This window comes from Parachlamydia sp., assembly GCF_050255895.1.
GTDB classification, from domain to species: Bacteria; Chlamydiota; Chlamydiia; order Chlamydiales; family Parachlamydiaceae; genus Parachlamydia; species Parachlamydia acanthamoebae.
The window spans coordinates 19,960-41,161 of sequence record NZ_JBFWIR010000006.1 but is presented as its reverse complement, the minus strand read 5'-3'; the positions used below and the strand labels follow the sequence as shown (position 1 = coordinate 41,161).

The following is a 21,202-nucleotide window of genomic DNA, read 5'->3' as shown; positions in this document are numbered from 1 at the left end:
GCGGCCGGGAATAAGATTGCTCATCTTACATGACATTTTACAAGCAAATCAAGAATCTTTTGCTTATGAAGAGTGAATTTTTTGTTTTAAAAGTTCATTAACAACTTCAGGAGAGGCTTTTCCTTTGGTCAGCTTCATCACTTGTCCGACGAGGAAAGCAAAAGCTTTATCTTTGCCTGCCTTAAAATCGGCGATTGATTGTGGATTATCTGCTAAAACTTGTGTCACAAGCTTTTCAATTTCAGCTTGATCGTGTACAGGTGAGAAATCGGGATTTTCCTTCACAATTTGCTTAGGGGATTTTTCAGGGTGTAACACCATCTCATCCGCTACCGATTTTGCGATTCTTCCTGTAATTTCTTTCTGATCAATCATGTTAATCAGTTCGCCCACATGCGCTGCTGTAATACCACTTTCAATAACTGATTTACCGCTTTCTTTATAGCGACCGGCAAACTCGACAATGAGCCAGTTGCATAAACTACGTGCATTAGAGCTTATTTTTAGTGCCTCTTCAAAATAATCGGCCAGCTTTTTATCGCTTGTTAAGACAAAAGCAGAGTGGGCAGAAAGACCTAGATCACTGACATAGCGTCTTTCTCTTTGTAGAGGAAGCTCCGGAAGGGATCTTCTAATCTCTTCAATATATGCATCAGTTAAAACAATTGGAACTAAATCGGGTTCTGGAAAATAACGATAGTCATCCGCAGATTCTTTCGTCCGCATCAGAACCGTTTCTTTGCGGTCCGGATCCCAACGATAAGTGGCCTGCTTAATAATCGATGTGTGTGGCTCATCTGGACGGCTCGTATATTCACGAATTTGCCGTTTGATTTCTGCCGTTAAAGCCATTTCCATATTGCTAAAGGAATTCATGTTTTTAATTTCAATTTTATTTCGAAATCCTTTTTCCCCTTTGGGACGAACAGAAATGTTAGCATCCACCCGCAGAGAACCTTCTTCCATGTTGCAATCAGATGCATCGATGTATTGTAAAATAGCTTTGATCGCCAAACAATAAGCGACGGCTTCTTGAGGAGTGTGCATGCAAGGCTCAGAAACGATTTCAACAAGAGGAACGCCAGCACGGTTATAATCAACTCCAGCAAAAGTGGAAAAGTGCTTGAGCATCCCTGCATCGTCTTCCAGGTGGACATGATGAATAGCGAAAGCTTTTTCGACTCCATCTACTTCGGCAATGACTGTCCCACCAATAACAATGGGATTTTCATACTGAGTAATCTGAAAATTACGCGGGCTATCAGGATAAAAGTAGGACTTTCGGTCAAAAGTACTAAAATGTGCTACTTGCGCTTGTACAGCGCAGCCTAATTGCACGGCTTTACGGACAGCTTCTTGATTTAAAACAGGCAGAGCTCCTGGCATGCCCGTACAGACTTCCGTAATGTTGGTATTCGGTTCATCCCCAAAGCGGTTTGGAGCTACACTGAATAGTTTTGATTTTGTGTTCAACTCGGCATGGATTTCTAATCCAATAATGGTTTCCCACTCTTGTGTCATGGTAAAAGCTCCTATTTCACGAACTCAGGGATAAAAGAATGATAATTTGTTACACGTTCAAAGGCATTTGCGGCATGTAAAACAGCAACATCATGCTTTTGAGGGCCAATCAGCTGAAGACCTAAAGGTTTGTGATCTTGTGTGAAGCCACTTGGAATACTAATAGCAGGGACACCAGCTAGATTGCTCGAAATGGTGTAAATATCCTCCAAATACATTTCCAGAGGTGTCTTAATCGCTCCAGCTTCAAATGCTGCACAAGGGCACACAGGTGTTGCAACTAAATCGCATAATTGAAAAGCTTCTTTGAATTTTTGAAGCATCAACGTTCGCACTTTTTGGGCTTTTCTGTAATAAGCGTCTTGGAAACCTGCTGATAAAACGTATGTTCCTAAAATAATACGTCTTTTAACTTCGCTTCCAAAACCTTCTTCTTTAGAAAGCTCGTAAACTTCATCCAAAGTTTGGGCCTTTGCGGAGCGATGTCCATAACGGATCCCATCAAAGCGGGCCAAATTTGTCGAAGCTTCGGCTGTTGCAAGGATGTAATAAACGGCTAATGAGTATTTGAGGATGTCTAAATCCACATCCACTATTTCCGCACCTAAATCTTTGAAAACAGCTAGGGAGGTCTCAAAAATTTCTTTTGGTTCAGCTGATAAACCTTCTAAAAATTGACGAGGAACTCCAATTTTCATCCCTTTAACATTTCCATCAAAGTGATGTAAATAATCCTCTGTTGCAGAGGAAAGACTTGTTGAATCTTTTGTGCAATGTTGACCTAAGACTTCCATGATAAGTGCCGCATCGGCAGTATTCGTTGTAATGGGACCAATCTGATCAAGTGAAGATCCGTAAGCTACTAATCCGTAACGGGAGACTCTTCCATAAGTGGGTTTAAAACCCACGACTCCACAAAGTGAAGCAGGTTGCCTAATTGATCCACCCGTGTCACTTCCCAGAGCAATTGGGCAAAGACGCGCTGCAACAGCAGCAGCCGATCCTCCGGATGATCCACCGGGGATACACTTTAGGTTCCAGGGATTAAATGTCTTTTGCAGGGCAGAGTTTTCGGTTGAAGAGCCCATCGCAAATTCATCTAAATTCGTTTTCCCAATCAATAGAGCATCTTCTTGCTCTAAAAGAGCCACAGCTGTAGAAGAAAAAGGCGCTTTAAAATTTGTCAGAAATTTAGAAGCACATGTGGTGATTTCACCTTCGATGTGGATGTTGTCCTTGATTCCAATGGGAATACCAGCTAGCTTGCCTAGTTTTTCTCCTGCGGCTTTCTTTCGATCTAGCTCGGCAGCTTTACGTAGAACGCGATCTTTTAATACAGAAAGAAACGCACCGACTTGAGAATCATACTGCTCAATGCGGGAAAGAAAATGTTGGGCAATCGCTATAGCCGAAACCTCGCCACGTAAAAAACGGTCGCGAATTTCAATTGCAGATAAATGATGCATGTCAATCGTCCTCATGATTTAGATTTAATCACAAGAGGAACTCTGATCATTCCGCTGACTTGTGAAGGGGAGTTGTCTAAGAATGTTTTTCGTGGGAGGGTTGTTCCCACAACATCTGGGCGAGTCACATTTGAAATGTCTTCCAAGACATGATTGCAAGCTTTGACATCCGTTGTGTCAATTTCCTTAAGCTCATCAATGTAATCTAAAATACTTTGAAGGTCTTTGAGGAGGGCTTCTTCCTCTTCTTCAGAGCAACGAATGCGGCTAAGTTGCGCTAAATTTTTTAACGTTTCTTTATTTAAAGTCATGAAGATCTCCGTCTATGATTCACGAAACTAGAATAAGGTTGTTAGAGTACTCGTTTTATCAAAAAAAGGCAAGGAAACAACGAGAGTAAATGGATAGGCAATTTAAAGATATTATTAATGTTTTTGGTTGTTGATTTTATTAGAAAAATGTGATAGAATGTAATAAAATAGTAAAAAATAATAGTGAAATTATTATGACTCACTCTCTTCATTCAAATCATTCATCCGAATGGAACTTTTACAATCATTATATTTTTTTTCCAAAGGATTCTCCTACCCCCGAAGAGCGAAAAAAAAATTTAAAAAAGAGTGTCCTCCTAGGAATCTTTACTTTTGGGCTTTTGCATGCAGGGTGCGGTATTTATTGTGGTTTAAAAAAATTACAGGGGCGAACATCTCCACTGCAATCTTCAAGTGCCGGTGATGTAAATAAAGTAGCAAGGCGATCATTTAAACGCATTTCAGCAGAGAGTTTAAAAAACCTTCATCCAAAAGACATTCAAAAGATGACTCCGGACGAACACGGCTTTTTAATGGATAACTACAGCAGTACGGCAACTCCGCATCGAATGACACAAGCCCAATTGAATGGAATAAGAATAATCAAAGACTCAGGCAAAATAAAAAGAATTAATGAACAGGGCTTAGGATTGGGTCATTGTGGCCGTTATTGCATTAACAATGCCATGCAAGCAGATGCTTTGTTGCAAGATAGATTTCTAGAATTAGTGAAAGATGGTTTCGTCGCAGTTCACCAGTATGGAGAAGATGACGCTCAAGCTTTAATTGATGAACCAGAAAATGTTGATGTCGATATCGGTATTTTAAAGTACATTTTAGAAAAGGAATTTACGCAATCAGTAAAAGACTCTGTTATTAACGAATTACCTGGCATCGAGAATTCGAAGCAACAAGCGATGGAAAATTACATAGGAAACGATGCAAAATGGGTCATTATCGCCAATATAGGCTTTACAGATTATCATATGCCTTCTCCACCAGGCGTTAACGCGACTTATAGCTTAACGCGAGGACATTTAGTCGCATTGCGTAAAGACGATGAAGGGCAATGGTGGTATATTGATTCGAGAGCTCCCAAGCCATACTGCATTTCATTAGCTGTTATTCCGCATACATGCACGCTGATCGTTCCAACATAATGAACTCCTAGGCTAACATTTTCTTATAGAAGAGGTCTATCCTATATAAGGGATCAGCAGATTACTGGCTTTCTTTACCAAACCTTCATCACTTCTTCTTAGTTCGGATGGAATAAAAGTTATAATTATTGAACTGCCATATAATAAAAGTGTATAATAATTATTATATTAATTGTGTGGAGAGGGATCAATGATTAGTAACCATTTATTCGATATGGTCACTTCAGCATTAAGCGATGCGTGTGAAAATTCTAAGCTTGCAAAAGCTAAAATACCTATAAGTCACCGGAATCTCAATCGTCTCCAGTTTATAATCAATAAACCGACGGCAGATTTCGACGGAAATTTAAATTTTCTAATAGATAATTTAAAGGAGGATAATTCAGAATTATATTCTATTTTTGATGCTATTTTTAATAAACCTCATCAATCAATTGATTCGTTAAAAGAAGATTTAGAAAAATTACGTCCTGAAAAACCTGCTCTTCCTGAAGAAGAACTTATCCTTCCTGAAGAAGATAATAATCCCCTTGGAAAGGCTGAAAAACTTAAAAAAGTTTATGCACAAAGGGAAAAAATTAATCTGTATTCAAAACAATTAGAAATGGATATTTTTGCAAACAAATTTATAGATTCTTTTATAAAAAAAATTAATGATTTTGAAGATGAGGCTGGTTCTAAGATTCACAAAGAGATCGATAAATTGCAAAAAATGCACATCGGGAAGCTTTTACCAAAAGACGCTAATCTCAATGAATTTTACAAACAATTAGCCATCAATCCTAATCATTCCAAAGCATTTTTACAAAATCAAAAAGCTTATCTTAAGGCTGAGATGTCTAGCAATTTTTTAAAAAAACTTATAGACTTTCTCTGGCTTCCCTCATTGCCTGATGCTCCCCGTAAAAAACGAATTAATGCATTAGAAGAAAATATTCAATTATTAGAAAAAACCCCCTCTTTATTTGAAGAGAACCTTCATAAAACCGTGCTAAATAATTTTAAGTTAATGTATGCCGTTGCTTTGCTTGGAAAACACCCAAGCAAAGCAACTTATGAAAATAAGATAAAACTTCTGTTAGAAGAAATAAAAGACACTTCCCCACCAGCAGTAGAAATCTTAAATATGGGGTATAACAAGTATGGAAAATTTTCTAAAGAATTAACAAAAAAAGATTTAGAAGAAGGAAAGACAACAGTTTTACAGGCCGTAAAGGATGCAAAGCTTAATGGATTGATTTCAAAAAAAGATCTACACGATCTTTTTAGCCACAGAAATTTTTCAAGTAAACTTAAAGCCCGAGCCCTCAATGTTTTAAGAACGACTTCAACAGTCTTAATAGCTTCAATTATTGGAGCTATTGTGATACCTCCGGCAACAGCCCTTCTCCTTTTGGTTGGAATTACTACTTTAATCAGTTTTTAATTTAGGAATCGACTTTTTCGAAGAAAGCCAATTTTGCTTACAGAAGCGCTTAATATTTTGCAAATGATTAAATTTAAATACAGATCATTAACATTTTCAACCGTCTCGCCATATTCAACTTTTCCTCCAGGAATTGCTTTGCCGAATGGTGCTTTTCCTCGTTCAATCAATACAATCCCCTTAAATTGTTCACTTTCATGTATTTCTATGATTGCCGTAGTCGTAAGAATTGGTGGCTTATGCGCTTGTTTGATAGACTGTTCTTCAGCATGCCCTGTTAACGGGATTAGCGCTATTATGAGTACAAGTAAATAACCCAAGTTGCGTATAACTAGTTAAAGCAAAAAATTGTTGCAGCTCCAATTACGAAATGGATGATTTTTAACTCGAAACCACGGGCTACTATAGCATGTATTTTTTTCGGCATCAAGTTCATTATTGTACTAAGAATACCTTCGATAGTCTTTCGATGCCTTCTTAAGTTTACATAATCTTCGATCTCATAAGGCCTTGTTGAATTACTTTTTGCGATCAACCGCCATTTTTATGCCTTCTCTGAGCATCTGATCTTCATACTCATAATCAATATAAGCAACATCTCCATATAGAGTGCTTCCTTTTGGTAGGCATCTAGGATCTAGAACTTTAAGGACTGGTAGATCATGTTCGCTCCCCGGAGCAATAATCATCTTTAAAGGGTGTCCAGACAAATTCGTGATGACAGTTGCCTTGACACCATAAAAATATTCTTTCTTGCTCGCATTATAACCCCGAAAATTTTCGTTTCTGAAAATGCGAGATCGACTAATTCTAATGTTGCGACACACTGAAACAGGAAAGCTATCTACAATAAAATCTTTCTCCATATAGCGGTAAGAGCTGTATTGATGAGAAAATTCAAGTATTTTTTCCCAAATATCATCGGGAATGATGTGTATTCGTCTATTTAAGCGACTTTTACTTAACATTCTATTGATATAGCCAAATTAAGCATTAGCCGAGCTCTTTCAATATTGCCATAAAAAAAGCGACTTGCGACAATGACAACAGTCATTACTTCTGCATCATTCATTTTCTCATTGTGCCACCGGTTCCTAGCGAATCCGGCGGATTTTAGATAGTCATCACAGAGGCAATAGATGGCAACGATCTGATCATTCATAGCTTCTCTCCTAATCTGTTCATCTTAGTAAACAAACATTTTATGGGCGAGAAGCTTTTTTATTAGCACCAAATCAAAATTTTAATTTTTCAACTCTCGTAGTTATACGCAACTTGGGTTAAATATTTGTTAATGTTTTTAACCATTGTCTTAGATTCCTTTCATTAATTTCTTAAAAACAGCGAGGTTAACAAAAATCGGCAATTTACAGTAATAAAAATCTAGTTGTCATTTTAAATTTATAATCGAACAGTTTCAATATACCAGTTGGTGCGGCAGCATGGCTTCGTGGTATGGCCTATCATATAATAAGAGCGTGATAGTCCTTATTTAATAATGATGTCCGAAAATGGCGAGTGCTAATTCGAATTTTTGTTTATAAGAGTTATAGCCTAAGATATTGACATACATGAGGAAGATTTGCAAATTAATCTTCAAGGCATTTGATATATCTGATTTCTCTTTATAAAGGATAACAAATGGAATTACTTAAATATAAAATAATAAAAACTCCTGTAGGTTTTCTTAAAATTGTGGTTAATCACCGGGCTTTGCTAGCCATTTTATGGGATAATGAAAAACTTAATCGTGTCAGATTGGATCAGATGTTAGAGGATAAGAATGATCCTTTAATTTTAGAAACAGAAAAGCAGCTTAACGAATATTTCAATTGCCAAAGAAAGGCTTTTGATTTGCCAATCGAAATGCTTGGGACTTTGTTTCAGAAGGAAGTTTGGAAGCGGCTAAACCTAATTCCGTATGGCTCGACATGGACCTATAAGGATGTAGCCCTAAAAATCCATCATCCTCAAGCTATCAGAGCTGTAGGGGCTGCAATTGGAAGAAATCCCATTTCGATCATTGTTCCTTGCCATCGGGTCATCGCAACTAATGGACGTCTAACCGGATTTGCAGGGGGACTTGACCGTAAAAAAAATTTATTAGATTTAGAAATGCTAAATTAAATCGATCCCTTTCAAGCGGTTAGAAGTGAGCCTAGTAAACTTCAATAACTAATGCGTTAATGACTTGATAATTTTGCAAAATGAAGTGTATTTTAATTTAATTTCCTGATAGTGTTTATCAATATTTTAAATGTGTTTTTTAGAAGGAAGAAAAATGTCTTATTCAGTTTTTAATAATTATGATTATGAGAAAAAATCATCTATTTTGAAGGTTTTAGACACCCTAGCCAGACCATGTAGCATAGTGTTTGGTGGACGAAAGATTTCTGTTATATCGCAAACGCAGCAAAATGTGTCCACAGCAACTAGAGTATCTGCAGCCGTTTTTTCAATCATCATTTTTCCTGTCGGTTTTCTATCGGCCTCATGTCTTATTATTAAAGCGGCATCGCTTCCCTGGATTTGGCAAAAGAAAGAAGTGAAAGCTCAATCTCAACAAACATGGGATATTATTCTTCAGTTTAGGGCTGCTCATGCGCATGATGAGGCGATTAAGATTTTCAAAAAAAGGCCTGAAATCGGAAAAAGAGCCGATATATATGTGCGCCTTCATACAATTATTCGATAAAAAATCGCGAGCAACTGCTCTTTAGAAGATATTGAGGAATCTCTTCAGCTTCTTAATTATAAGGATGCATTTAGTCTGATGAATGATGCAATTAAGACTCGGTTATCTTATGAATTTCAAAGGGATTGTCACATTACAACAGGAAATTCTATCATTGGACTTATTCACAAAACTATAGGACGGAATGCAAAAAATTTTGAGGAATGTTGTGATCGATTATTTGCTAATGTTTTAAAAATACATGCTGATGAAGATCTTGTTGTTCAAATGATAAAGCTAGACATTACCCATTGTTTGGTTGAACAATTATTCCAAAAGAAAAAATCTTGTGCTCAAAGCGAACTTGACGAGGCTCTCGTTTCGCTAGAAAGAACGATTTTCAATACCAAACTATTTAGAGAAGCAGATACATGGAATCTGGCTTCTCTCTTTTCTAATTCAGAACAAATGAGCCAAATTAGGGGTGCAGTCACCGATATACGTGCTTTGAATAAAAGCAGAATAGATTTTTTTAATGAAATAAAAATGTCTCGTGAAAACCCGCGAGAGCAGTGGGAACATGTTCGTTCAAAATTTCAACTTCAATTGGATGATGTTTTTGCACCAATGATGGAAAGTTATAAAGAAAAAGAATTTCTTAGTTCTTTTGCAACGTTATGTACTAATATGAGCGAATATATTGATTCTCTTCAACTAAGCGGCACTTCCTTTTCAAAAGAAGACATCGAAATTTTTCAAGCAAAAATAGACAATGGAATAACAAAATTTGGAGAAAATTCTAATGATTTATTCCAAAACTTAAGAATCGAAGATTCTAAAACTGTTTTCGATACTATTCTTTCAACATTATACGTCAAAAGGAATTACATTTTGCTTTCTTTTACTTTTGCAATGAAGGATGTCCTAATGAAAATGATGGAAGAAGCGGTTAAAGCTAATCAACAGCTAGGTTCCCAGAGCTAGTCCAAAAGAATACCTATTTTCCTTTTGACGGGCTTCCTTCCTGTTTTTAGGGCTGGAAGAAAGCCTCGTTCTTTTTCTTAAAGAAAGAATTTTTCAAAAAAAACATTCAGTTTTAACTTACCTAAATTATTCGATCCACAAATTGATTCATTTTCATTTCTAAGTATACCTTCTCATTATTTGCAAAAGCCTTTGAAAATTTAGATTTCGCTCACGATGAATATGGATTTAGAATTGTTAATGCGCTATGTTAATGACTTCATTACAGGAGTGCCGCGTGGAAAAACGCATTTTGATTACGACAGGGGGAACTGGAGGGCATGTTTATCCCGCCATTGCTTTAGCTGAAAAATTGCAAGAAGTCAGTCCTCATATTCATTTTGTAGGTGGAAAGCTCGCCACAAATCCTTATTTTTTGAAAAATGCATTTCCTTTTACCGAAGTTCCTTGCGGAATGTGGAGCAGAAAAGGAGGGGTGTTACGTTTTCTCCGTGAGATGGGAAATATCTGTCGGGGGGTTAAAGAGAGTTATCAGTTTTTAAAACATTACAAACCCGATTTAATTGTTGGTTTTGGTAGCTATTATACCTTTCCTGTTTTGTGTGCGGCTCGTTTAGCTGGAATCCCTTATGTCTTGCATGAGGCAAATGCTATCCCCGGAAAAGTCATTAAACTGTTTTCTCCACAGGCTCTTTTTACAGGGGTTCATTTTTCTTCTGCTTGTCGGTATTTACAAGGAAAAGTCCTGGATATTGCTTTGCCTGTACGCAAAGGATTTAGTAAACAACGCTTTCCACAAGAAGCTGCTAGAGCGTCAGTTGCTTTGCATCCATCCAAAAAAACGTGCTTGATTTTTGGTGGTTCGCAAGGGGCGGATGCTCTTAATCAAGCTATTTTAAAAGCTTTAGAGATTGTCAATAAAAATGAAATCCAGTTTTGGCACATCACAGGACATGTGGATTCTGTCGAAAGTGTGCGCTTGCATTATGCTCAAAAACAAATTCAAGCTTATGTAACACCATTTGAAATGCATATGGATATGGCTTGGAGTGCTGCAGACTTTGCTTTAACTCGTGCGGGTGCAGGCACAATTGCAGAGGCGATGGCTTTCGAGGTTCCCCTTATTCTGGTCCCGTATCCACAAGCAGCCGATCAACATCAAGATAAAAATGCGGATTTTATTGTGGAAGAGGTCAAGGGGGGGGTAAAAATCCGGCAAGCAGATTTAAACTTTGTTAAGCTGGGTACGCTTTTGAATGCTCTGACTGACGATCTAAGACTTAATAATTTGAAAGAGAGCATCAAGATTCATAATCAAAATACGAAATTCAAAGAATTGCACTGCGTGATAGTTGATCACCTTAAGGGGAAATACGTATGACAACTTACCATTTTATTGGCATTGGCGGAATTGGAATGAGTGGCTTGGCTAAAATTCTCATAAGCCAAAATATTCCTGTAACTGGAAGTGACTTAGCTGAAAGCTCAACGACACGGGCTTTAAAAGAAGCGGGAGCTACTTTATTTATCGGACACTCAGCGTCTTATATAAAACCGGGTACGACGATTGTCTACACGAGCGATATCAAAGAATCCAATCCCGAGTTCATAGCTGCCCAGCAACTCAAATGTCCAATGTTGCATCGCTCAGACCTTTTAGCTTTACTGATGCAAAACCGTAAAACATTGGCAGTCACAGGCACGCATGGGAAAACAACAACGTCGAGTCTTCTATCATGGGTGTTGCATCATGCCGGACAAGATCCTTCATTTGCTGTAGGGGGAGTAATTGCTCAACTAAATGCAAATGCTCAGCACGGGAAGGGGGACTATTTTGTAGCGGAAGCCGACGAAAGCGATGGGTCCTTTTTGCGCTATACTCCTTATGGAGGTATTATCACGAATATTGATTTGGACCATATGAATTATTATCAGACGGAAGAAGCGCTTGTAGGGGCTTTCCATCAGTTTGCAAAAAAGGTGGAGTCTGCCGATCATCTTTTCTGGTGTGGAGATGATTCTCGCTTGCAAAAGCTAAACATCGAAGGGGTTTCTTACGGATTTAATTCAGATTGTCAGCTGCATATTCTCCAATTTACCCAGAAAGGATGGAAAACTTCTTTCGACATCACTTTCCGAGGACTGCAGTATCGCCAGATTGAGATTGCCCAAATCGGCTCTTATAATGTGCTAAATAGTGCGGCTGTTTTTGGCTTAGCTTTGCAAATGGGAATAGAAGAACATGCGATTCGAAAGGCTCTTTCGACGTTTCCTGGGGTTGGAAGAAGATGTACGATGCGGGGACAAAAACAAGAAATTTTATTCATTGATGATTATGCGCATCATCCAAACGAAATCGCAGTAACCTTACGAGCCATTCGTGATGCGATAGGGGAAAAAAGATTAATTGTTCTTTTTCAACCACACCGCTATTCCCGTACTAAAGACTGTCTTGGAACCTATCGAGGGATTTTCGAATCAGCGGACATGGTGTATGTAACTGATATTTATTCAGCTGGAGAACAAGAAATTCCTGGCGTCACAACACAAAAAGTTTTTGATGAGCTAAGCCAAGATCGTAGTCCCGATTTCTATTATAGTCCGCGGAAAGAAATTGTGGAAAAAGTTTATCAGACACTTTTCCCACATGATGTTGTGGTGACTTTGGGTGCGGGAGATATTCATGCTGCAATCCCTGAATTACTTCAAAAAATTGATTTGCAACCTCCCAAATTACACATTGGAATTTTGTATGGAGGTAAGTCAACCGAACATGAGGTTTCATTGACGTCTTCTCAATATATTTGTCGCTCGCTTGACCGAGATTTATATGAGACTCATGAATTTCTGATTACTAAAGAAGGGAAGTGGGTATTAAAAAATGAAGGGGATAGTGAAGAATTTTTAATTTCTTCTCAAGTTCTCCAGCAGTTACAAAAATGTGACCTCTTTTTTCCGATTTTGCATGGTACTTTTGGGGAAGATGGAACGATCCAAGGTTTCTTAGAAATTCTAGGAAAACCTTACGTTGGTTGTGATCATCAAAGCTCTGCAATTTGCATGGATAAAGCCATTGCTAAACGTTTGATGCAACATGCAGGTATCCAAACATCCTCCTTTATTGCTTTTAGCGAAACGGATTGGAAAAACAGGGCAAAAGACCTTCTTCACGAAATACGAGAAAAGCTGATTTTTCCGATTTTTGTAAAACCCGTTCATCTTGGATCAAGCATTGGTGTTCAAAGGGTGACAAATGAAACAGAATTAGATGCAGCAATTCGCAACGCTTTTGCGTTTGATCCTGTTATCCTTGTCGAAAATGAGATTGCGGGAAGAGAAATTGAATTTGCCGTTTTAGGAAATGATCAGATTACTGTACTTCCGCCCGGAGAGGTTTTTTCAGCGGGAAAAATTCACGACTACAGAGGTAAGTATTCACGCGATAATGCGACGCCATCGACTCCCCAAGCGGATTTACCTGAAAAATGGATGGAAGAAGGAAAGGCAATTGCGTTAAAAGCTTACCAAGCTGCAACTTGCAAGGGGATGGCGCGTATCGATTTTTTTCTTGATCAATCGGGATCTTTTTGGTTTAACGAAATCAATCCCATTCCAGGATTTACCCCCTTCAGCCTCTATCCGCAAATGTGTGAGGCTAATGGATTTTCTAATGAAGAGTTGATTGACCGCTTACTCATCCTTGGCCTGCAGCGCTCAAGGCAAAAAGAAAAGAAAGCTTATTAACACACGGCAAGGTATCGCATATGATGAAACGTTTTAAAGTGGTTGTTCCTTCTTTTAATAGCGTAGATTTTATTGAAAAAACGCTCCGTTCTATTGAATCCCAAACATATAAGAACTTTGACGTTTGCGTGATTGATGATGGCTCTACATTGCCCAAGCAAAGAGATATCATCCGGGACTTTTGTGAGAGAAACCAGTGGAAGTTCATTTTCCACGAGAAAAATGAGGGGGCTCTTTTCGGGCTTGTGGAGGCGATTAAAGGATTGCAATGCGAAGATGATGATGTCATTATTGTGATAGATGGAGATGATTGGTTAGCCCACGACCGTGCTTTTGAAAAAATTCATCAGATTTATACCGATAACGATGTGTATTTAACTTGGGGACAATGTGAAATTTATCCTCCAGGTAAAACGCCAATGAAATATGCTCAACCTATCCCTGAAATGATCATCGAGCAAAAGCTTTATCGAGATATTCCCTTTGTCTTTTGGCATCCAGGAACTTTTAAGTATTTTCTATGGAGACATCTGAAAGATATCGATCTTAGAGATGCAGATGGCGGCTATTTTCGCATCATGAAAGATAAAGCAACTTTATATCCGATGCTAGAAATGGCGGGAAACAAAATCAAGTTCATTGATGAAACACTTTATACTTATAACCTATCAAATCCTTTGAACGATTATGCCACAACTCCTATCGAAGAAGTGGAGCGGGTTAATCAGCTGTTGAAACAGCGCCCTCGCTATGCAACATTAGATTTTAGCCAAAGATGAATCAGTCGTACTCGCCCAATAAAATTCCCATTAGCCAAGCCATTGTTTGGATTCTCCTGTCAACTGTTCTGATTTCTGGTTCGGTTGGCATGGGAATTTTATACTATCTACACCTTCGTGATTTGCGCACACGGGATGAACAATACAATATTTCAGCCATCGTTCAGACCACTGCACATGCTGATGCCCTAAAAACGGTATTTTTAGCAGAAATATTAGATCTGTCGATTGATCACCCAACCAATCTTTACCGTTTCAATATAGAAGAGGCAAAGCATAAACTTCTAGCATGTTCTTTGATTAAAAAAGCGGAAATCAAAAAAATCAAACCGAGTGCAATTTTAATTGATTATTCCCTTAGGCAGCCGATTGCATTTCTAGGAGATTTTACCAATACAGCAATGGATGAAAATGGCTTTTTGTTTCCTTTCAAACCTTTTTTTACTCCAAAAAAACTTCCCGAAATATTTCTAGGTTGCGCAAAAGATCTTCAAAATATTTGGGGGAGTTGCCTTAAAGGGGATCATTTAGAATTAGCTTTGTCACTTTTTAATCTCGTGACTAAAAAATGTTGCTCTGAAAGTATGTACATTAGAAAAATTGATGTGTCAAAAGCTTATGCGCAAAGCCATGGGCAAAGACAAATTATTTTAGTTTTTGAGGAGCTTTTAGAAAGAAAAGTCAATGGAAAGTGGACTTTATGTGTTTTTCCACGACTGGTTCGTCTAAATACCGAGCATTTTCATCAAGGATTAGCCAATTATTTAGCATTGCGTGAATTTTTAAATAAACAAGCGAAACAACTTTCGGTCACGGAAGAAATGAATCAGATGCGAGGAAATGAGGTTATGGTCGATCTTCGGATACCCCATTTAGCTTACATCCAACCAGTTACATCATAATTTGGGAGGTATAAATGACTACATTTATCGAAGTTCATTGGACAAGTGGAAGTATTGAAGAAGCGCGTAAAATCTCTCGATATCTAGTCCAGGAACGATTTGTTGCCTGCGCACAAATTACCCCATGGATAGAGTCTATTTACATGTGGAATAACCAATTGGAAACAACGCAAGAAAGTAAAGTGGTTTTTAAAACTCGTCTTGAGAAATTTGAAAAAATCAAAGAAGTTATCTTGCAAAATTGCAGCTACCAAGTTCCCGAAATCACATACCAAATGATTCAGGGTGGAAATCGTGAATATTTAGAATGGGTGGAAACAAGTACCCCTGATTTTTCATCTACTTATGTAAAAGAGCCGGTCCAAAACTGATGGAAATGATTGAGACAAATATCTAAAGCATGTTATGAAATGCTTCACAGACTAACAAATCTCATTAAAAAGGATGCCTTTTTAATGAGATTAGCCCGATGTTGCGAATAGCTTATTTTTTTGGATTTTTTTTCGATATCTTTTAACTAGACTTCAAGTGTCTGAACTCGTTAATCTTGTTATGGTTAGCTGAGATGTGGACCTTTAAAAAAAAGTATAACGTCTTATCGAATCCTGAAAAGGTAAAGTTTCTCACGCTTACTTCAAACTGACATTAACATTTTCTGAAACCTCAGACCGAGTAAAGACATGAAAGAATTTATAGAATATTTAGTTAAAAATTTAGTTGAAGACCCCCAATCAGTCTCCGTAAATTGCTATGAAGGTGAGCCTGGCGTTATTGTTGAAATCCGCGTTAGTCAAGGAGACGTCGGAAAAGTTGTTGGCCGCAAGGGAATGACAATTAAAGCATTAAGAACAATCGCTTCCATGGTTTGCGCCCGCTTAGGATTAAAGGTTCGTTTAGAATTAATCGAATAATTTTCCTCTAAGAAAATATTTAGTTGTGCCCAGATCTTTATTCTTGTCTAAAATTTTAATTTTGATATCGTGAAGATAATAGGCAAAAAACAGATTATTCATACTTTGAATTAGGAAGAGTCTGATATGGTCGCACTAAATAAAGTGTTAATTGCAGGTCGTCTCACTCGCAAACCCGAGTTGCGAAAAACTCCTAATGGAGTTTCTGTTACAGATCTTTTATTAGCATTAAATCGTGAATTTGTAAGCTTTAACGGCGAAAAGCAACACGAAGTTTGTTTTGTCGATGTTGTCGTATGGGGTAAACAGGCTGAACATTGTGTCAATTCCCTATCATGCTCATCTTCTGTCTTGATTGAGGGCCGTTTACAGCTCGATGTCTGGCATGCCAAAGATGGTGACAAACGTTGTAAACTTCGTGTTGCCGCCGAAAGGGTTCAATTTTTAGATAAAAAAAGCCACCATGATTCTGAAGGTAAATTATCTGAAATGGCTGGACTTTCTTCTTAATTTGATTGTTTCAAATGAGGATGTTTTATGGCGTTAATGGAAGGCGCGATTGAAATTAGTGAAGAGCAAGAACACGGAATTCTCATCTTTCACATCAAAGGAAGACTCGATGCAATTTCATCACCAAAAGCCGAAAAAAAAATTTTTGAAAAAATTAATGACGGGCATTACAAACTTTTAATGGATTTTTCAGAGGTTAGCTATTTAAGCAGTGCTGGAATGCGCATGCTTTTATCAACCTCAAAGAAATTGAAGGCTTTTTCTGGAAAGCTTGTGCTATGTTGTGTAACACCAAATGTAATGGATGTTTTGAAAATGTCAGGGTTTGACCATGTGCTTGAAATCACGACATCTAAAGAACTCGCTCTATCTGCCTTTCACTAATCATTCTATTCTTTGGCAAAAACAACCGATGCTGATATGCTATTTTTCTTGCTGATTTTGTGAATTCCACAAAAGACGTATTTATCAAGCATCATTTCCTAGTAGATGGAACAAAAGGCCTGGTTGTGAGTGGCGTTATAGAAAGAGAAGAAGTTGAGCGTATTGTCCTTAATTTTGCGGTTGAAGCTCAAAAACAAATCCCTGTAAATCTTCAAAGACCTCGTAAAAGAGTGATTGTCATTTCCGGTCCCACTGGATGTGGTAAAACGGCTTTTTCCTTAAAGCTGGCTCAAGAAATTGGAGGCGAAATTATTTCCGCTGATTCGATGCAAATTTACCGCGGTATGGATATCGGAACAGCGAAAGCAACTCAAAAAGAAAGAGAAGCTATTCCCCATCATCTTTTAGATATTCGCGATGTTTCCGAGGCTTACAATGTCGTCGACTTTTACTATGAAGCAAGGCAATGTTGTGAAGAAATTCATAGTCGTGGTAATGTTCCCATTATAACGGGTGGCTCCGGCTTTTATTTACATTCTCTTCTATACGGTCCGCCAAGCGGACCTCCCTCTTTACCCGAATTACGCAAAGCTCTCGAAGCTGAACTTGAGCAGAAAGGTTCTGAATTTCTATACGAAAAGCTTAAACAGCTGGATTCTCAATATGCACACAGTATTACAAAACACGACAAACAAAAAATTATCCGGGCTTTGGAAATTCTCACTTTAACGGGTAAAAAAGTCAGCCGTCTCTCTTGGAAAGGAAGGCGCAAACCTAGAAATTACGATTTTCGCTGTTGGTTTCTTTACCGTCCTAAAGAGCATCTCTATCGTCGCATCGATCATCGCTGCGAAAAAATGGTGGAAGCTGGTCTTTTGGAAGAAGTAGAGAAATTGGAAAAAGAAGGGCTTCTTCAAAATCCGTCAGCTGCTCAAGCAATTGGATATCGCCAAGCTTTGGAATATTTTAAAACGCCCAAAACAAAAGAAGATTTCCAGAAATTTATGGATGACTTTAAAAAATCATCTAGACGCTATGCTAAAAGACAATTTACTTGGTTTAGGCAAGAGCCCTTGTTTCAATGGTTGGACTTAGATCTTCATGATTTGGAGGTAGCAGTTGAAATGGTTCGAAGAGACTATGAGATTGGCTTATGAAAATTATTGGAATCTGCGGAAGCCTACGTGTCCACTCTCGAACGAGCATGGCCCTAAAACTGGCTCTTGAAAAAGTCAAAAATTGGGAAGCGACTCCACACATTGTCGAATTACGCGATTTGAATCTTCCTTTTTGCAGCGGCGAGAAAGAATACGCAAACTACCCCGATGTCGAAACTCTACGCGATATGCTTAAAACAGCCGATGGAATCATTTTAGCCACACCTGAATACCACGGTAGTATGAGCGGATCCCTTAAAAATGCTCTCGATTTACTGCATAACGAAGATATTGAGGGGAAAGTGGTTGCTTTAATTAGTGTGCTCGGAGGAGAGATGAGTACGAACGCACTGCAAACAATGCGAATGGTTTGTCGTCATTTACATACTTGGGTAATCCCCGATCAACTCGCGATTTCCAATTCTTTTCAAGTCTTTGATTCTCAAGGAAATTTACTGGATAAGGGAATAGAAGCAAAACTTGAAATGCTTGTCCAAAATTTAGTGAAAGCCATTCATAAGTTGCGCTAAAATTATTTATTTATGCAAAAAATAATTTTTTATTTGAATAAGTTTTCATTTCTTCTCGAGTTGGTTCAGACATTTTCTTTACCTAAAAATGAGGATCTTCTATGATTTAGCCTGAAACCGGCCTACTGCGTAGTTTTGCAGGGTTTTTGGGTCAGGGGGCAATTGTTGACAATTCCTAAAAAAGAATTGTCAATCTTGAAGCGGAGAGTTTCCGCAAAATTGTGGTAATAATTAATGTCCAACAATAAAGATATCTCCATGAACCATTTTGAAAGTACAAATTTACGCGAAGAAGATCCAGAAAAAAGTCATGAACAATCACAGGATACTGATGGTCATCAAGAGACCGAACATTTAAATAAAAACGAACACCATACATCAAGTGATCCGAAAGAACATGATCTTGAATCTTCTCACGATGAAAGCGTAAGAAAACCTTCTCCAGCATTAGAGGCCTTTCAAGCCGAGCTTGCCAATTTCCCAGATGGAGAAGGAAAATTGCAGCATGCTATTTCTCGCATGGAAAACGCTTTAGCGCAATCTGGGAACCCAGATTTTCGTACTTTTTGGGATATTCGAAAAGTCTGCCTAGATTTGTTTAAAGAAAATTCGACGTCTCCCTTACGTCCACTTCTTTGGAATAAATACACTGAGCTATCAAAAGAAGCTCGTCGCTTAAAAGACATTTTGGATGAACAAAGTGCTTTTGCAGCTGAGCAAATTGAAATAGCGATTCAAGGAATTGAAAAAGAGATTATTGAGTTTGAGCAAGCCCTACAACAATTACCTCTTCCTCAATTTTCAATCGAAAATTCTATTTTTCAAGAAAAGCAAACATTCTATCAGCAAATTCAACGAGAACTGAATTTACTAAATGCGCAAGCTGCGAGAATTAATGCTTTACGAAAAGAATTGATTAAAACAGAAATGCGTGTTCGGCAAAAAAATAAATTCTTCCAACGTTTATCACAAGCGGGAGATAGTGTTTTTCCAAGACGCAAAAATTTAATTAAAGAAGTGAGCGATCATTTTCTTGAAGATGTAAATGCGTTCATTGAGGGACACTTTAAAGACGAAATTCACGAAAATTCGCTCTTCAATCTTCGTGAAGACATTAAGCTTTTACAAGGATTTGCAAAAGTTTTAACACTTAACACTTATGCCTTTACAACAAGCCGAACACGATTGAGTGCTTGCTGGGATGAAATTAAAAAGCTTGAAAAAGAACGTAAGAAAGAACGCTCGGTACAAAGAGAAGCATTTAAGCAAAACACAGAAAGTGTCTTGGCTAAGATTCAAGAATTGGATCAAGCTTTTCAAGAGGGCATGTCTCTCACAGATGCACAAACAGGCATAGATGAAATCACTCACTATATGCGTGGTGTGGAGCTAGGAAGGCATGAAATTAAAACATTAAGAGATGAGCTTCAGATTGTTCGCAAGAAAATCCATGATAAGCAAAAAGCTGAAGAAGATGAGCGCTTAAACCGCGTAAAAGAAAAAGATCGTCAAAAACGTGATGCCTTGAATTTATTGAAGGGTGAGATCGAATCTTTGATGAAAAATTATGCGACAAAAAGTATACAGGAAATCGAAGCTGAACGAGATGTTCTTTTGCAAAAAATTACAGATGCGGCTCCATCAAAATTGGAAAAGCAAGAACTTGAACGTTTACTCAAACCTCTTCGCGATTATATCGCTGAGCTCCGTGAAAATGCTCTCCTTGCTTTATCCGATAACGATAAGCAAGCGATGCAGCAGCTCAAAGAAGTTTTGAAGCAAAAGCAAGAGCGTCGTCAAGAAATTAAAGCTCAGCTCGAAGTGTTACGTAAGGCAAGCAATGCTTCCGGATTCGACATTGAACAATCCTTGAACGTGAATTCCCGCCTAAATGCGGAAAAAGAACGTCTTGAAAAAATCAATGCGGGAATTGCAGAAATCGAAGCAAAGATTGCAGAATTAAAGAAAAAGATTTAGTCCTTTTTCTGGCACTATGCCCCCTCAGGCAAAAATTTGAGGGGGCGCAGTATTGGCGTTATCAACTTCAACATACTTAATTGGATGGATAGCCCATTTTATGATAAAAACACCCACTCATCTTAGTGTTTTTGATCTCGATCATACCCTTCTCACTCAAAACAGCAGTTTTAAATTCGGCGTCTACTTATACCAAACAGGAAAACTTGCCTGCTATAAAATGCTCCTACTCGTCGCGTGTTATGCATTCCACAAAATAGGCTTTTGTTCTTTTCGTAGATTACACATTCTCTGCCTAAAAATTTATTTTCAGTTCATCTCCTTTTCACAGCTGGAAAGCTGGATCGAAGAGTTTTTAGATTGTCATTTTGAAAAAATGATGAATCCCGTAGTTGTCACCAAGCTATTCGAAGCAAAAAAATCCAATCATTATACCATGATTTTGTCGACATCTCCTTGTTTCTTAGTTAAACACGTCGCTAAACGATTTCAAGTAGATTATTGGAACGGGACTTCCTATATTGTCGATAATGACAAGCTGGTAGGAATTGCTTCTGTTTTACTGGGAAGCGATAAAGCTAAGTATGTCAAATCTTTCTCAAACGAGAAAGGGTTGCCGATTCAGCAATGCACAGCTTATACCGATCATATTGCGGATCTTCCTTTGCTTGAAGCCGTTGGAAATGCGGTTGCTGTGAATCCAAGCAAAAAGCTACGCACATTGTGCCTACAAAATAACTGGACGATCCTAGATTAAAAAAACATG

The 21,202-nt window shown here is 38.0% G+C and carries 23 protein-coding genes; 17 read left to right on the top strand and 6 right to left on the bottom strand.

All coding sequences use genetic code 11. The features are described 5' to 3' along the window. Positions 1 to 63 precede the first annotated feature (63 nt). From gatB to gatC, 3 genes are read right to left on the bottom strand one after another with little or no spacing between them, the layout of a single operon-like run. Positions 64 to 1,521, bottom strand: coding sequence for an Asp-tRNA(Asn)/Glu-tRNA(Gln) amidotransferase subunit GatB (gene gatB / locus AB7E63_RS02065; RefSeq protein ID WP_428418562.1), 1,458 nt, complete (start codon positions 1,519 to 1,521; stop codon positions 64 to 66). Between the two features lie 11 nt (positions 1,522 to 1,532). After that, entirely contained in the window at positions 1,533 to 2,987 is a 1,455-nt protein-coding gene (gene gatA / locus AB7E63_RS02060) for an Asp-tRNA(Asn)/Glu-tRNA(Gln) amidotransferase subunit GatA (RefSeq protein ID WP_013924887.1), read from the bottom strand. 11 nt (positions 2,988 to 2,998) lie between these two features. Further along, positions 2,999 to 3,298 (bottom strand): Asp-tRNA(Asn)/Glu-tRNA(Gln) amidotransferase subunit GatC, encoded by a 300-nt coding sequence (gene gatC, locus AB7E63_RS02055; protein ID WP_006340863.1) that lies wholly within the window; start codon positions 3,296 to 3,298, stop codon positions 2,999 to 3,001. A 194-nt stretch (positions 3,299 to 3,492) separates the two neighbouring features. Between gatC and AB7E63_RS02050 the strand changes: the two genes are divergently transcribed. Together AB7E63_RS02050 and AB7E63_RS02045 are read left to right on the top strand one after the other, a co-directional pair. Next, on the top strand, positions 3,493 to 4,458 hold the full coding sequence (locus AB7E63_RS02050; RefSeq protein ID WP_006340862.1) for a hypothetical protein: 966 nt from the start codon (positions 3,493 to 3,495) through the stop codon (positions 4,456 to 4,458). A 190-nt stretch (positions 4,459 to 4,648) separates the two neighbouring features. After that, positions 4,649 to 5,884, top strand: coding sequence for a hypothetical protein (locus AB7E63_RS02045; RefSeq protein ID WP_036746094.1), 1,236 nt, complete (start codon positions 4,649 to 4,651; stop codon positions 5,882 to 5,884). Here AB7E63_RS02045 and AB7E63_RS02040 read toward each other — a convergent pair. From AB7E63_RS02040 to AB7E63_RS02030, 3 genes are all read right to left on the bottom strand, one after another. Then, positions 5,881 to 6,204, bottom strand: a complete 324-nt coding sequence (locus AB7E63_RS02040; protein WP_144016272.1) for an NUDIX hydrolase — start codon at positions 6,202 to 6,204, stop codon at positions 5,881 to 5,883. The two genes, AB7E63_RS02045 and AB7E63_RS02040, sit on opposite strands and share 4 nt — an antisense overlap. Positions 6,205 to 6,402: 198 nt before the next feature. Then, the gene (locus tag AB7E63_RS02035) at positions 6,403 to 6,852 is read right to left on the bottom strand and encodes a transposase (protein WP_006340859.1); all 450 of its coding nucleotides are present in this window, start codon (positions 6,850 to 6,852) and stop codon (positions 6,403 to 6,405) included. After that, the gene (locus tag AB7E63_RS02030; protein ID WP_050784556.1) at positions 6,846 to 7,046 is read right to left on the bottom strand and encodes a hypothetical protein; all 201 of its coding nucleotides are present in this window, start codon (positions 7,044 to 7,046) and stop codon (positions 6,846 to 6,848) included. Before AB7E63_RS02030 ends, AB7E63_RS02035 begins: the two co-directional genes overlap by 7 nt. Positions 7,047 to 7,525: 479 nt before the next feature. On the opposite strand from AB7E63_RS02030, the gene AB7E63_RS02025 reads away from it, so the two are divergent. From AB7E63_RS02025 to AB7E63_RS01955, 15 genes are all read left to right on the top strand, one after another. Then, positions 7,526 to 8,011 (top strand): methylated-DNA--[protein]-cysteine S-methyltransferase, encoded by a 486-nt coding sequence (locus AB7E63_RS02025; protein ID WP_006340858.1) that lies wholly within the window; start codon positions 7,526 to 7,528, stop codon positions 8,009 to 8,011. Between the two features lie 154 nt (positions 8,012 to 8,165). After that, on the top strand, positions 8,166 to 8,579 hold the full coding sequence (locus AB7E63_RS02020) for a hypothetical protein (RefSeq protein WP_036746093.1): 414 nt from the start codon (positions 8,166 to 8,168) through the stop codon (positions 8,577 to 8,579). Positions 8,580 to 8,657: 78 nt separating this feature from the next. Then, the gene (locus AB7E63_RS02015; RefSeq protein WP_006340856.1) at positions 8,658 to 9,542 is read left to right on the top strand and encodes a hypothetical protein; all 885 of its coding nucleotides are present in this window, start codon (positions 8,658 to 8,660) and stop codon (positions 9,540 to 9,542) included. Positions 9,543 to 9,819: 277 nt separating this feature from the next. Beyond that, entirely contained in the window at positions 9,820 to 10,923 is a 1,104-nt protein-coding gene (locus AB7E63_RS02010) for a UDP-N-acetylglucosamine--N-acetylmuramyl-(pentapeptide) pyrophosphoryl-undecaprenol N-acetylglucosamine transferase (RefSeq protein WP_006340855.1), read from the top strand. Further along, positions 10,920 to 13,286 (top strand): UDP-N-acetylmuramate--L-alanine ligase, encoded by a 2,367-nt coding sequence (gene murC / locus AB7E63_RS02005; RefSeq protein WP_013924895.1) that lies wholly within the window; start codon positions 10,920 to 10,922, stop codon positions 13,284 to 13,286. The genes AB7E63_RS02010 and murC overlap by 4 nt, the downstream gene beginning before the upstream one ends. Positions 13,287 to 13,306: 20 nt before the next feature. Continuing rightward, positions 13,307 to 14,065 (top strand): glycosyltransferase family 2 protein, encoded by a 759-nt coding sequence (locus AB7E63_RS02000; RefSeq protein ID WP_039376703.1) that lies wholly within the window; start codon positions 13,307 to 13,309, stop codon positions 14,063 to 14,065. Then, complete coding sequence (locus tag AB7E63_RS01995; RefSeq protein WP_013924897.1) at positions 14,062 to 14,967, top strand: hypothetical protein; 906 nt, start codon at positions 14,062 to 14,064, stop codon at positions 14,965 to 14,967. Before AB7E63_RS02000 ends, AB7E63_RS01995 begins: the two co-directional genes overlap by 4 nt. A gap of 14 nt (positions 14,968 to 14,981) precedes the next feature. Beyond that, on the top strand, positions 14,982 to 15,338 hold the full coding sequence (gene cutA / locus AB7E63_RS01990; protein ID WP_006340851.1) for a divalent-cation tolerance protein CutA: 357 nt from the start codon (positions 14,982 to 14,984) through the stop codon (positions 15,336 to 15,338). A 309-nt stretch (positions 15,339 to 15,647) separates the two neighbouring features. Continuing rightward, complete coding sequence (locus AB7E63_RS01985) at positions 15,648 to 15,878, top strand: KH domain-containing protein (protein ID WP_006340850.1); 231 nt, start codon at positions 15,648 to 15,650, stop codon at positions 15,876 to 15,878. A 126-nt stretch (positions 15,879 to 16,004) separates the two neighbouring features. Continuing rightward, the gene (locus tag AB7E63_RS01980; protein ID WP_013924898.1) at positions 16,005 to 16,388 is read left to right on the top strand and encodes a single-stranded DNA-binding protein; all 384 of its coding nucleotides are present in this window, start codon (positions 16,005 to 16,007) and stop codon (positions 16,386 to 16,388) included. Positions 16,389 to 16,415: 27 nt separating this feature from the next. Next, complete coding sequence (locus AB7E63_RS01975) at positions 16,416 to 16,772, top strand: STAS domain-containing protein (protein WP_013924899.1); 357 nt, start codon at positions 16,416 to 16,418, stop codon at positions 16,770 to 16,772. Between the two features lie 59 nt (positions 16,773 to 16,831). Beyond that, complete coding sequence (miaA, locus tag AB7E63_RS01970) at positions 16,832 to 17,929, top strand: tRNA (adenosine(37)-N6)-dimethylallyltransferase MiaA (protein WP_006340845.1); 1,098 nt, start codon at positions 16,832 to 16,834, stop codon at positions 17,927 to 17,929. Beyond that, positions 17,926 to 18,459 carry an NADPH-dependent FMN reductase gene (locus AB7E63_RS01965; RefSeq protein ID WP_013924900.1) on the top strand — a complete coding sequence of 178 codons (534 nt, stop codon included), beginning with the start codon at positions 17,926 to 17,928 and terminating at the stop codon, positions 18,457 to 18,459. Before miaA ends, AB7E63_RS01965 begins: the two co-directional genes overlap by 4 nt. Positions 18,460 to 18,717: 258 nt before the next feature. Continuing rightward, positions 18,718 to 20,436 carry a hypothetical protein gene (locus AB7E63_RS01960; protein ID WP_232503262.1) on the top strand — a complete coding sequence of 573 codons (1,719 nt, stop codon included), beginning with the start codon at positions 18,718 to 18,720 and terminating at the stop codon, positions 20,434 to 20,436. 52 nt (positions 20,437 to 20,488) lie between these two features. Beyond that, positions 20,489 to 21,193: an HAD family hydrolase gene (locus AB7E63_RS01955; protein WP_226987370.1), complete on the top strand. Its 705-nt coding sequence runs from the start codon at positions 20,489 to 20,491 to the stop codon at positions 21,191 to 21,193. Positions 21,194 to 21,202: the final 9 nt, after the last annotated feature.